Source organism: Sphingobacterium sp. UBA7249, assembly GCF_002472835.1.
In the GTDB taxonomy this organism is placed as follows: Bacteria; Bacteroidota; Bacteroidia; order Sphingobacteriales; family Sphingobacteriaceae; genus Sphingobacterium; species Sphingobacterium prati.
This window is the reverse complement of sequence record NZ_DKST01000001.1, coordinates 336,876-351,128: the sequence shown is the minus strand read 5'-3', so window position 1 is coordinate 351,128 and position 14,253 is coordinate 336,876. Positions and strand designations below refer to the sequence as shown.

Below are 14,253 nucleotides of genomic sequence, written 5' to 3'. Positions count from 1 at the left end.
AATAACCATGAGAAAAAGAATGCTGTTCTTTTCTTGTCTCGGACTATATGCCTTTATTTGTACTGCACATGCACAACAAATGAAGGCATATACTCCTTTGGTATGGGATGAGGCAAAGTTTGTTTATCATAAGGATTCACTTGGAAACCAAATTCCTGACTTTTCCTATGCAGGATACAAAGGGGGCAACGAAACTATTCCTACAGGACAGATTGCTGTCGTTGTTCCTGTAAGATCAGGCGATGCAACAGAGCGTATACAAGCTGCTATCGACTATGTTTCATCTTTGCCTTTAGGTAAAGATGGGCTGCGGGGCGCTGTTCTCTTGCAAGCTGGGTCTTATCTTGTTTCCGGTTCCCTTAAATTAAGTGCCTCAGGTGTTATTCTGCGTGGTAGTGGCTTCACAACAAATGGAACTGTCATCGTTGGTGAAGGAACAACAAGAGAAACACTCATCCGTATTCTTGGAAAAGACGATATCACATTTGCGAAAAAGACAAACGTAACAAGTTCTTACGTCCCTGTCAACGCGCGGGTATTGGATATTGACCATGCCGCTTCCTATAAAGTTGGAGATAAAATTAGGATTACAAGACCTTCCACGCAAGATTGGATTAATCAGCTTGGTACCGATCATTTTGGTGGTGGTATTACTTCCTTAGGTTGGAAACCCGGGCAACGCGATGTTACCTGGGATAGAACGATCGTTGCTGTGAAAGGTAATCGTATCGAGATCGATGCGCCAATCACAACAGCATTGGATAGACGCTATGGCCAAGCGACTGTTGAGCAATATACTTGGAAAGGAAGAATCGAAAATGTAGGTATCGAAAATATTGCACTTAAATCTGCTTTCGATGCGAATAACCCGAAAGACGAAGATCATCGCTGGATGGCAATTACGATTGAAAATGCAGAAAACGTTTGGGTTCGTCGCATGCAGTTCCGGCATTTTGCAGGATCGGCTGTCTACGCTTTGGCAAGCACTAAAAAATTAACCGTTGAAGATTGTATTTCTTTGGATCCAGTTTCGGAAATCGGCGGGCAAAGAAGATATACCTTTTTTACAAAGGGAGAGCAGACACTGTTTCAACGACTCTATTCCGAACATGGTTACCATGATTTCGCAGTAGGCTACCTGGCAGCAGGACCAAATGCGTTTGTTCAATGCCAAGCTGTAGAACCATTCAGTTTTAGTGGTAGTATAGACAGTTGGGCGTCTGGAATTCTATTTGATAATGCGGATATAGATGCACAGGCCCTTAGCTACAAAAACCGAGGTCAGGATGGCCAAGGCGCGGGCTGGTCAGCGGCAAATAGCGTGTTTTGGCAATCTACAGCGGGGCTTGTTGAGTGTTACCAACCGCCAACGGCGCAGAACTGGGCCTTTGGCATTTGGTCCCAGTTTCAGGGAAACGGCTATTGGGAGCAATCTAACGAATACATCAAGCCCAAAAGCTTGTATTATGCACAGCTACGGGAAAGAATTGGCCTAGCGGCTGATGAACGCGCAGTACTGTTGCCAGTTCTGACCGAAGCATCCAGTAGCCCTCCTGTCAGTGTTGCCATGGAGCTGACACGTCAGTCTGAAAACCCAATGACGAAACTGGTTGACTTTATTGCAGAAGCCGGTAATCGTTATCCCTTAAATACGAGCGCAAATGTAAAGACCATCGATCAAATCGGCTATAAAGAGACTACCCCAGCAAAAAAACAAGCAGATATGCGTGTCGTAAACGGTTGGTTGGTACGTGGTGATGAAGTACTCGTAGGGGCCAAATCGGATGTTCCATGGTGGAGTGGTAGCGCTCGGCCACATGGTGCTGAGAAAGCAAAACCACATATCACGCGCTATGTTCCTGGCGAGGTTGGCACGGGATTGACGGACGATCTAGAGGAGATGACGGATTCATTAAAAAAAGATAATATTATCGCCATTGATCACAATTACGGACTTTGGTATGATCGGAGGCGCGATGATCACGAGCGTATCCGACGGATCAATGGTGAGGTTTGGCCACCGTTTTATGAATTGCCCTTTGCGCGTAGCGGCCAGAGCTTAGCGTATGACGGTTTGTCGAAATATGATTTGACAAAGTATAACAAATTTTATTGGGGACGCTTGAAACAATATGCAGATCTAGCCGACCAAAAAGGTTTAGTCTTGATTCACCAAAATTATTTCCAACATAATATTATCGAAGCCGGTGCGCATTATGCGGACTTCCCATGGCGGACCGCCAATAATATTAATAATGTGGGATTTCCGGAACCCGTTCCATATGCCGGAAACAAGCGTATTTTCATGGCGGAGCAGTTCTATGATATCAGTAACCCTGTTCGTCGGGCATTACACCGCGCATACATCCGTCAATGTTTAAATAACTTTAAAGACAACTCGGGAGTCATTCAGATGATCAGCGCCGAATATACTGGACCTTTGCATTTCGTTCAGTTTTGGATCGATGTGATCAAAGAATGGAAGGCTGAGACGGGTAAAAATCCAATTATTGGTTTGAGTGCAACGAAAGACGTACAAGATGCCATTTTATCGGATAAAGAACGTGTCAAAGAAATCCAAGTCATTGATATCCGCTACTGGCACTACCAAGCCGACGGAAAGACCTATGCACCCCAAGGGGGACAAAATCTGGCTCCACGTCAGCATGCACGATTGTTGAAACCAAAGAAAACATCGATGGAGGCCGTTTATAAAGCGGTATCCGAGTACCGTACAAAATATCCGGATAAGGCGGTGTTATACTTTGCCGACAACTACCCAACGATGGCTTGGGCCTCTTTTATGGCCGGCGGTTCTATGGCCAACTTACCTAAAATAGGGAACAATGATTTCTACCGTGCGGCATCGACTATGAAAGCTGTACAAGTCAACAGCGGTACGTGGCTATTAAAGAGCACGCAGGGATTGATTATTTATAGCGAGCAAGCTATAGGTGAAGACATTGACTTATCCGATTATAAAGGGCGTTTTGAAATGATACATATTAATCCGAAAAGCGGAGCGATTACCAAAACCGAGCAGATCAATTTGGGCAAGCACATTAATTTAAGCAATTATACAAAAGGGCCGGAAATTATTTGGCTAAATAAGAAATAACAACATGTCTATACGTAAGAAACTTATATTATTTACAGTTGCAGGAGCACTGTTTTCATGTACTTCTAATAAAGAGTCAAAGCACACTACATTATTGAAGATATCTGAAAATGGCAGATACATGATGACCAAAGACGGACAGCCCTTCTTTTGGTTGGGTGATACAGGTTGGTTATTGTTTAATAAACTCAACCGATCCGAAGCCGATCAATACCTTGAAGATCGAAAACAAAAGGGCTTCAATGTCATTCAGGCGATGGTCTTGCATACCGTTCCTTCTGTAAATGTTTATGGAGATTCTTCGGTCGTCAATAAAGATATTTCTAAGCCATTTGTGACTGAAGGGAACAATCCGGATAATGCAACAGCGTACGATTATTGGGATCACATCGATTATATCATTGACAAGGCTGCTGAAAAAGGACTGTATGTAGCTTTGGTGCCAGTTTGGGGATCTCCGGTTAAGGATGGCAAAGTTTCGACGGAGCAAGCTGGAAAGTATGCTGCATTCCTTGCAGAGCGATGGAAAGATCGTCCGAATATCATTTGGTTAAATGGGGGTGATATCAAAGGATCTGACAAGATGGAAGTGTGGGATAAGATAGGTGAAACAATCAAATCGATTGATAAAAATCACCTGATGACGTACCATCCGAGAGGACGAGCAGCCTCTTCGGATTGGTTCCACGATCGACCTTGGCTGGATTTCAACATGGTGCAATCTGGGCACCGTACTTATGCTCAGGATACTTCTGCAAATGAACAGAAACATTATGGTGAGGATAACTGGAAGTTTATGGCAGCCGACTGGGATATGAAGCCCGTTAAGCCGACGATCGACGGAGAACCCTCTTATGAAGGTATCCCACAGGGATTACACGATATCACCCAACCGCGCTGGAAAGACGCTGACGTCAGAAGATACGGTTATTGGTCTGTATTTGCAGGCGCATTTGGGTATACCTACGGACAGAACTCGGTCATGCAGATGCATGGAAAGCAAGACTCCACTTCGGCCTATGGTTCGGATGAAGTATGGAGCTCGGCAATCAATGCACCTGGTGCTGCTCAAATGAAGTACTTAAAAGAACTTATGCTTTCTAGGGAGAATTACTTTGATCGTGTTCCAGATCAGTCTTTAATTGCGGATAATGGTGAGAAATACAATCGTTTAGTAGCGACAAGAACAAATGGCTATGCATTTATCTACAATTACAACGGTAGAGAAATGAAAATTAATATGGGAAAAATCAAAGGGGACAAGGTAAAAGCGTCTTGGTTTGACCCTCGAAATGGATCGACCAAGGTGATTGGGGAGTTTGAAAACAAAGGTGTACAAACTTTTGTGCCTGAGGGAGGACAAAAGGGCGGAAATGACTGGGTATTGATCTTAGATAGTATTTAATGAGGAATTTGGTCAAATTGTTTGTTTTATTTAGTGTGGCATCTCTCTTGGCCTCATGTCAGCGGGATGTTTACCTATTTACCTCATTCCATGAACCTGCCAATGAAGGTTTGCGCTATCTGTATAGCAAAGACGGATACCATTGGAATGCGATTAATGGGGTGTATTTAAAGCCTGAATTAGGAAAACAGAAAATCATGCGCGATCCGTCGATGATCCGGGATAAACAAGGTATTTATCATCTGGTATGGACCATTGGCTGGCAGGGAAATGAGGGGATTGGTTATGCCCGTTCAAAAGATTTGATTCATTGGGAAAATCAACAGATCGTTCCAGTTATGCAACAAGAAGCAACCACCGTCAATGTCTGGGCGCCAGAATTATTTTATGATGATGTGGAAGACCGATTTATAATTATTTGGGCCTCCACGATCCCTTATCGTTTTGCGAAAGGCGTAGAAGAGGAAAAGAATAATCATCGGATGTACTATACAACAACCAAGGATTTTAAATCTTTTACAGCCACGAAATTATTTAGCGATCCCGGATTTAGTATCATTGATGCGGTCATCGTCAAGAAAGCGCAGAAAGATTATGTATTGGTACTAAAAGATAATACGCGGCCCAACAGAAATCTAAAAGTTGCCTTTGCAGGCAATCCGCTGGGACCATTTCAACAGGTTTCGCAACCATTCTCACCGTATTTAAGTGAGGGACCAGCAGTACTTAAAGTAAAAGATCAGTGGTTGATCTATTTCGATTCTTATGGAAGTAAAAGCTATGAGGCTGTGTCCACCAAAGATTTCAAGGTCTTCGAAAAGATCAACGACAAGATTTCCATTCCAGAAGGACATAAACATGGAACGATCTTCAAAGCGTCCAATAAAGATTTAAAAAATTTGCTTCGGGATGAAGCCAAAAAGAAATAGTATGAGTATCAAATCAGTATTATTGAGTCTATCGCTGGCTTCTGTTATGCACCAGGCGGTGGCACAACAAGATACGGTAAAGTATATAGGAAAGACATTATCCAATGTAGATTATCACCACGGACAGCTGACACCTGCAGTGGGTACGCACAATATTCAGGTATTTAGAGCAAATAGAGAGTTCCCTGAATTAGCAGGCGGACACAATTTTACGTATAACCATCAGCCCTTTTTGGCGTATTGGAATAATACTTATTATTTACAGTTCTTGAGCAATCCTGTGGGCGAGCATATCGCGGAAGGAAAAACCTTGTTGTTGACATCAAAAGATGGTCGCAATTGGTCCAACCCTATAGATCTATTCCCTACTTATCTGGTTCCAGAGGGCTTTACCAAGCCGGGACGTACCGATAAGGCCGGAAAAAACCTGTATGCGATCATGCACCAGCGTATGGGTTTTTATCATGCAAAGAATGATAAACTGCTGACCCTCGCGTATTACGGTGTAGCCCTGGACGCCAAGGACGATCCAAATGACGGAAATGGTCTTGGGCGTGTTGTGCGGGAGATCCACAAAGATGGCAGCTTCGGGCCGATATATTTTATTCACTTCAATTCTTCCTTTAATGAAAAAATGGCAAAATATCCATTTTATAAGAAAAGTAAGGATAAAGCATTTATACAAGCTTGTGACGAGTTGCTAGGCACGCCACTCATGATGCAACAATGGGTAGAGGAGTCCGATCGAAACGATCCATTAATTCCCTTGCAACGTCCGGTAAAAGCTTTTTCGTTCTATCACCTCAATGATGGAAGAGTCGTCGGTTTATGGAAGCATGCATTGACATCGATGAGCAAGGACAATGGAAAGACATGGCAATATTCACCGTTGCGCGCGCCGGGTTTCGTGAACAGCAATGCAAAGATCTGGGGACAAAAAACATCTGATGGACGTTATGCAACGGTGTATAATCCTTCCGAATTCAGATGGCCTTTGGCGGTATCGACCAGTAATGATGGGTTGAATTACACTGATTTGTTATTGATCAATGGAGAGATCACTACGATGCGTTATGGCGGTAACTATAAGTCTTATGGACCGCAATATGTCCGTGGTATCGTCGAAGGCAATGGCATGGTTCCAGATCGTAACATGTGGTTGACGTACAGCATGAACAAAGAAGATATTTGGACTGCAGTTGTACCTGTTCCGATCAAGTCTACAGTAGATGAAGATGTGAGCGATGATTTTGCGAAAAATGCAGGACAAGCCTATAACAATTGGAATATTTATAGTCCTTTGTGGGCAAGTGCCAAAGTCGAAGGAGATGCGTTGGTCTTGCGCGATAAAGACCCTTTCGACTATGCAAAAGCAGATCGTGTGATTCAATCGGCCCAAAAAGGGACCATCGAATTTACAGTGAGGCCACAGCAAAATGATCATGGTACTCTACAGATCGAGTTGGTCAATGATATAGGCTTAGCTGCCGCTAGAATTATCATTGACAAAGATGGTATCATCAAAAATAAGGCCGGTTATCGAAATGCTTCGCTGACAAAATATGCAGCAGGAAAGACCTATCACTTTGTGTTAACTTTCGACGTGAGCACCCGCTCTTATCAAGTTGCCATCAATGGCGAGGATAAAGGCACGAAGCTATTTTTCCAACCCGTAAGCAACGTCAGTAAAATCTCTTTCCGAACAGGCGATGTCAGAAGATTTCCAAATGCTGATACAGAAACAGACCAGGACTTTGATGTCGAAAATGCGGGAGCTTCGGTAAAAGAAGCCACTTATCAGATTACTTCGTTGAAAGCTCAAAAGCTGAAATAAATGAGACGGTTTATTATACATATAGCTTTATTGGTAGCCGGTTTTTCGGCAAAGGCGAATGTCATATTGCCGAATATTTTTGCAAATCATATGGTTTTGCAACGCAACCAGCCGGTCGCCATTTTTGGTGCAGCAAAACCTGGTGAGCAGGTGAGCGTAGCTTTTCAAAATCAGTTGAAGACGACAGAAGCTGATCAAAATGGCCATTGGAAAGTTGAACTAAAAGCTATGCCGGCTAATGCGGTTGGACAGACATTGACCATCAGGGGAAACAATACGATTGAACTTAAAGATGTTTTGGTAGGTGAAGTTTGGTTGTGCTCGGGCCAATCGAATATGGAATATCAAATGCGTAAAATTGTGAAGTTAAAAACTCCGCTGAAGGGTGATTATTTCCCTAAAAACGAAGTGGCCGAAGCAAACAATCCCAATATCCGATTATTTTTGGTCCGTCGGAAATTTTTGGCCAAGCCGGATGGGCAATATGGGGGCTGGGCTGTAGCGCGGGATTCGGCACTGCGTCAATTTTCTGCACCGGCCTATTTCTTTGGGAAAACACTACAGCAAGAATTAGGTGTTCCTATAGGCATTATTTCATCAGCTGTGAGCGGCAGCAGAATCGAGCCTTGGTTCTCCGAAGAATATTGGACAAGTTCACCTTATCTGAAAGATAAAAAGAAAGAAGGCGATCCCGGTAAATTCTTTCATACGATGATTGAACCATTAGCGCCTTATACCTTAAAAGGATTTGTTTGGTACCAAGGTGAATCCAATACCTTTCTAAAAGAGAATATTAGCTATAGTTATAAAATGAAGGCGCTGATCGAAAATTGGCGGGCTCTTTGGGGGAACCCCAAATTACCGTTTTATTTTACCGAGATTGCACCTTTCTATTATTCCCTGGACGAAAAAGGTAATGTCCGTATGCCGAGAACGGTGTTGCCGGAATTTCGGGAAGCCCAAGATCTGGTTTTACAATTGCCGCATACAGCACGCATCATTACGACAGATTTGGTCGATGATCCACACGATCTCCATCCAAGTTATAAATGGGAAATCGGTCGTCGTCATGCCCTTAAGGCTTTAAAATACGTCTATCTTAGAAGTATTGTAGCCGATGGCCCTGAACTAGGGGCTGTAAAATACCAAGGCAAACAAGCAACGGTAAAATTGAAACATGCGAAAGGATTAAAGGCCATCGATGGTAAACCCTTAACATCATTTGAAGTTGCGGGTGAGGATGGTATCTTTTATCCAGCACAGGCTGCTATCAACGGACAGACAGTCGTACTTGAAAGTGACCAGGTACAACAGATCCGTCAGGTACGGTTCGGATGGGACGAAGCGGCCCAGCCCAACCTGGTGAATACCGCTGACCTGCCGGCCGCACCTTTTAGAACAAATAATCCATTACAACATATTAAATTGAAATAGTCTTTAGCGATCATGAACTTGAAAACAAAAATAGCGTTATCCTTACTTTTTTTTGGGACTATGGGATTGCAGGTATCTGCCCAAAAAACAGCGAGCCAATACCTCTCTGGAACAGGAAAGGATGATGGTGTATTATGGGATTTTTATGTGAGCGAAGGCATGAATGCCGGGAAATGGACGAAAATACCAGTTCCCTCCAACTGGGAACAACAGGGCTTCGGGAAATATAATTACGGCTTCAATAAAGAGGCTGATAAAGGCAAAGAGGTAGGTCACTATAAATATACATTTAAAGTATCCGATGCTTGGCAGGATAGGCAGGTGCGTATTGTCTTTGAAGGATCTATGACTGATACCGAAGTCAAGATCAATGGCAAGCTAGCTGGCGCTATCCATCAGGGATCATATTATGTTTTCAAATACGATATTACGAAACTGTTGAAGTTTGGCGAAGAAAATCTATTGGAAGTCAATGTCGCTAAGCATTCGGCAAACAAGTCGGTGAATGCGGCGGAACGGGAAGGTGACTTCTGGACTTTTGGTGGGATTTTTAGACCGGTCTATTTAGAGGCCCTACCACAGCATCATATTGAACGTGTTTCGTTGGATGCAAAGGCTGACGGAACATTCCGAGCCAAAATAAAGACGGTAGGAGAAGCCGATGAAATTGCCGTTCAACTTTTTGACGCCAAAGGAAGGAAATTTGGAAAACAGCTGAAAACAAGGTTGTCTGCTCAGGACAACTGGATAAATGGACAGTTTTCAGCCCCGCAGTTATGGTCTGCAGAATTTCCGAACTTATACACAGCACAATTTAGCTTGTTGAAAAATGGTCAGGTACAACATCAGCTGGAGCAAAAATTTGGTTTTCGAACCATAGAAGTGAAAGAACGTGATGGTGTTTACGTTAATGGCGTAAAGGTTCGATTCAAAGGTGTCAATCGACATGCGTTCGTCCCGGAATCGGGGCGGACGACGAGTAAAGAAGTTAGTATTACCGATGTCAAGTTCATGAAGGAAATGAATATGAATGCTGTTAGGATGGCCCATTATCCACCAGATAATCATTTTTTGGCTGTCTGTGATTCATTGGGCTTATATGTCATGAACGAGTTAGCGGGTTGGCACGGGCATTACGATAAGGAAGTCGGTACCAAATTATTGCGGGAGATGATGGTCGTATCCGAAAATAATCCGTCCGTTGTTTTCTGGGCAAATGGCAATGAAGGTGGGCATAATCCAGATTTTGATCCCATCTTCGCAGAAGAGGATATTCAAAAACGCGCTGTGATTTATCCTTGGGCCATACATGATGGTTTTGAAACGACTCATTATCGGGAATATAACTATGGTATTGGTACCTATGATCACGGGCATAATATTATTATGCCGACTGAGTTTTTGCATGGCATGTACGATGGCGGGCATGGTGCCGGATTGGAAGATTATTGGAAAGCGATGCTTGCCAATCCCCTTGCAGCGGGCGGTTTTCTTTGGGATTTTCGTGATCAGGGGATCGTTAGGACAGATAAAGACGGTATTATAGATACCGATGGAAATCGTGGTCCGGATGGTATTATTGGTCCACATGGCGAAAAAGAAGGGAGCTTCTTTACGATTAAAGAAGTATGGAGTCCTATTTTCTTTGAAAAACGAGAAATGGCCAAGGGATTTGACGGCGCATTCCATATTGAAAATAGATATTCATTTACCAATATTAATCAGTGTACATTTTCGTATGAACTCAAAAAATTGGGCGATTATGATGAAGCGAAAGAAACAAAAAGCGGAACGATTGTCGCACCTAATATCCGCCCTGGAGATAAAGGGATCTTAAAAGTTGATTTCCCTACAGGTTGGGAGGACTTCGATGTTTTATATATTACCGCAAAAGATGTGCATCAACAGGAACTTTTTACCTGGAGTTTTCCAATTACATTGCCGAATCAGGTGGCGAAGAACCTCCTAAAACCAAATGGAACAGGGGAGATTGTCGTACAGGAGACCGCGAATGCGTATCTGGTAAAAGCGAATGGCATTAGCTTTCAGGTCAATAAGACGAGCGGATTGCTGGAGCAGGTGCAAAATGCAAAAGGAATTATTCCTTTCAAAAACGGACCAGTTTTGCAGGAAGCGGCGACAAATTATAAGAATTTCAAATTGACTCGTGAAGATGGAAAGGTGATTATCGCGTCTACTTTCGATAAAAAAGATAGTTATAATACCTTGCGTTGGGAAATTCTTGCTTCGGGGCAGTTGAAAATGCATGTTCAATATTTCCCGGAGAGTTATTTTACGCGTTTTGTGGGGCTGAATTTCGATTTCCCTGAAGATCAAATCAAAGGTGTCGAATATCGGGGAATGGGACCTTATCGGGTTTGGAAAAACCGGATGAAAGGTAATCAGTTTGGCGTTTGGAAAAAGAATTACAACAACACAGCAACGGGGGAGACGCCATTCGAATATCCCGAATTTAAAGGGTACCATGCCAATATGTATTGGACAAAATTTATCGGAAAGGATCAAAGCTTTCGTGTGTTTACCGACCGAGAGGATGTGTTTTTACGCTTATATACACCAAAAGAGCAGCAAGATACCGAATGGAAAAACATGGAGCCTACCTTCCCAAAAGGTGATATTTCTTTTATGAATGGTATTTCGGCCATTGGGACGAAAACACAAAAACCAGAAACCACCGGGCCTATGGGTATGAAGCACGTTTACTATGATTTTGAGAAGGAACCGAGCCGGGCGCTGCATATGGTACTCTATTTTGATTTTGAGAATTAATGAACGCAAGAACAGTCATATTCATTGTTTCGGTCTTCTTGTCGACTTTGTGGCGTCAGGCCACAGCGCAGATAATAGCTGTCGATCTGCGGACAGAATTGCTTTCGAATCCGGATGGTATAGATGTGATGGCACCAAGACTGAGCTGGCAATTGCAGGGCAGTGAGCGGTCTATCCGACAAGAAGCCTATCAGGTACTTGTCGCTTCCTCACAAGAAAAACTGGACCAAAATATCGGCGATTTCTGGGATTCGGGGAAACAGTTTTCGAGTAATTCCACGAATGTTATTTATGCAGGCAGAGTCTTACAGAGCAGAGCAGCAGTCTTCTGGAAAGTAAAAGTATATACAAATAAAGGTGAGAGCAAATGGTCTGATGTTGCAAGCTGGACTATGGGCCTGCTGCATTACAAGGATTGGACAGGGCGTTGGATTGGTTTTGATCGGTACTTCCCATCAGACAATGAACAGACCGGACAATTGGCTGCCCGTTATTTCAGAAAGGAATTTACAACAACCAAGCAAATCAAGCAGGCTACAGCTTATATAATGGGCTTAGGACTTTATGAGTTATATATTGATGGTAAAAAGATCGGTAACCAGGTGCTGGCTCCTGTGCCGACAGACTATACTAAGAACGTTAAATACAATGTCTTCGATGTAACGAAATCCTTGTCGGCTGGTAAACATGCGCTCGGTGTCATTTTGGGAAATGGGCGGTTTTATGCCATGCGTCAAGCAAAACCTTATAAAGTTAAAACCTTTGGATTCCCTAAATTGCAGATGCAGCTTATGCTGACTTATACGGATGGCTCGACAGAGGTCATTAAGACCGATGATTCGTGGAAAGGAACGACCGAAGGACCAATAACGGCAAATAACGAATATGACGGTGAGAATTACGATGCCAGAAGAGAGTTAACGGGTTGGGCAGATCCAGATTTCGACGATAAAACATGGTTAAAGGCTGCTTTTGTACAAGAGCCGGGTGGAAATTATGAAGCGCAGTTGGGGGGTATGAAGGTTATGCAAGATATTGCACCGGTTTCGATCGTCAAAAAATCCGAAGGAAAATACATCCTTGATTTCGGACAGAATTTCTCGGGTTGGGTAAAGATGACCGTGGCCGGTAGGCCTGGAACAGCAGTGACACTTCGTTTTGCAGAATCGCTGACCGAAGACGGCGAATTATTCACAACCAATTTGCGCGATGCCAAAGCAACGGATCATTATATATTAAAAGGTGGCGGAAAGGAAACCTGGGAACCGCGGTTTACCTATCATGGATTTCGTTATGTGGAAGTCAGCGGTTATCCGGGGGTAGCTTCAAAAAGTAATTTTGTTGGCCGTTTTGTCTACGACGATATACCCGGTGCGGGAACCTTTGTGTCTTCCAACGCACTCATCAATCAGATCTATCAAAATGCATGGTGGGGTATCGCTTCCAATTACAAAGGTATACCGGTGGATTGTCCACAACGAAACGAGCGTCAGCCCTGGTTGGGCGACCGTCCGATCAGTGCCTACGGCGAGAATTTCCTCTTTGATAATGCCAATTTTTATAATAAGTGGCTCGAAGATATTCGGCTATCTCAAAAAGAAGATGGGGCACTACCGGATGTTGCACCAGCGTTTTGGCGTTACTATAGTGATAATGTTAGCTGGCCGGGAACCTATCTGTTTATTGCCGAGATGCTCTATCAGCAGACCGGTGACTTGCGCATTTTGGAAAAGCATTATCCAGCCATGAAAAAATGGATGGATTATATGCAGGCTCGCTATACAGGCCCGGGCGGCATTATTACCAAGGATAGTTATGGGGATTGGTGCTTTCCACCAGCAACCATCGAAGCCGGAAGAGGAAAAATTGCTGATAAAAAATATCCAAGTACATTGATCGCGACATCTTATTACTATCATTTGCTGCAGACGATGACCCGCTTTAGTGCGCTTGTTGGCAATTGGCAGGATCAAACTGATTTTTTGAGTCGTGCAGCGCAGATGAAAGCAGATTTTAATACCGAATTCTATCATGCTGCAGGTTATTATGGCAGTAATTCATTGACCGATAACCTACTGCCAATGTCTTTTGGTTTGGTAGAAGATGCGAATAGAGAAAAGCTCAGTAATCGGATCGTTGAGATTGTCGAAAAAGAAAATCGGGGGCATCTGAGTACAGGACTTATCGGAATACAATGGATTATGCGTACGCTAACCGAAATCGGTCGTGCAAATCTTGCCTATAAAATTGCAACAAAAAAGACCTATCCTTCTTGGGGTTATATGGTCGAAAATGGGGCAACAACAATTTGGGAGTTGTGGAATGGTAATACAGCCCATCCCAAGATGAATTCACAAAACCATGTGATGATGTTGGGCGACCTCTTGGTATGGCTCTATGAGGATCTGGCGGGCATCAAATCAAAAGAGCATGCTTTTCAGACTGTTGTCATGAAACCGCAGGTAGTAGAAGGATTGGATCATGTGGATGCAGGCTATAAAAGTGCCTATGGAACTATTAAGTCCAATTGGAACAAAAGCAAATCTACTTTCGAATGGAAGATTTCTGTTCCGGCTAATACCAAAGCGGAGATTTATCTGCCAACAACGGAACTTTCCTCGATCTTGGAAAGCAATCAAAAATTAAATAACAACAAAGATATTCAGATCCTACGACAGGAAAAATCGGGTATTTGGCTCGCCATCGGATCAGGAGATTACCAGTTCAAAATTAAACGATAAAC

General features: G+C 43.3%; 7 protein-coding genes. All 7 read left to right on the top strand.

Annotated elements, in window-relative coordinates; translation table 11 throughout:
• The first annotated feature begins 7 nt into the window (after positions 1 to 7).
• From B4A24_RS01180 to B4A24_RS01150, 7 genes are read left to right on the top strand one after another with little or no spacing between them, the layout of a single operon-like run.
• Positions 8 to 3,118, top strand: a complete 3,111-nt coding sequence (locus B4A24_RS01180; protein ID WP_293941592.1) for a DUF6298 domain-containing protein — start codon at positions 8 to 10, stop codon at positions 3,116 to 3,118.
• Positions 3,119 to 3,122: 4 nt separating this feature from the next.
• On the top strand, positions 3,123 to 4,523 hold the full coding sequence (locus B4A24_RS01175; RefSeq protein ID WP_293941589.1) for a glycoside hydrolase family 140 protein: 1,401 nt from the start codon (positions 3,123 to 3,125) through the stop codon (positions 4,521 to 4,523).
• Entirely contained in the window at positions 4,523 to 5,452 is a 930-nt protein-coding gene (locus tag B4A24_RS01170; protein ID WP_293941586.1) for a glycoside hydrolase family 43 protein, read from the top strand. Before B4A24_RS01175 ends, B4A24_RS01170 begins: the two co-directional genes overlap by 1 nt.
• Before the next feature lies 1 nt (position 5,453).
• Positions 5,454 to 7,286: an exo-alpha-sialidase gene (locus tag B4A24_RS01165; RefSeq protein WP_293941583.1), complete on the top strand. Its 1,833-nt coding sequence runs from the start codon at positions 5,454 to 5,456 to the stop codon at positions 7,284 to 7,286.
• Positions 7,287 to 8,720, top strand: a complete 1,434-nt coding sequence (locus B4A24_RS01160; protein WP_293941580.1) for a sialate O-acetylesterase — start codon at positions 7,287 to 7,289, stop codon at positions 8,718 to 8,720.
• Positions 8,721 to 8,732: 12 nt separating this feature from the next.
• Positions 8,733 to 11,510: a glycoside hydrolase family 2 protein gene (locus B4A24_RS01155; protein WP_293941577.1), complete on the top strand. Its 2,778-nt coding sequence runs from the start codon at positions 8,733 to 8,735 to the stop codon at positions 11,508 to 11,510.
• Positions 11,510 to 14,251 carry an alpha-L-rhamnosidase gene (locus tag B4A24_RS01150; RefSeq protein WP_293941574.1) on the top strand — a complete coding sequence of 914 codons (2,742 nt, stop codon included), beginning with the start codon at positions 11,510 to 11,512 and terminating at the stop codon, positions 14,249 to 14,251. The genes B4A24_RS01155 and B4A24_RS01150 overlap by 1 nt, the downstream gene beginning before the upstream one ends.
• The last annotated feature ends 2 nt before the right edge of the window (positions 14,252 to 14,253 follow it).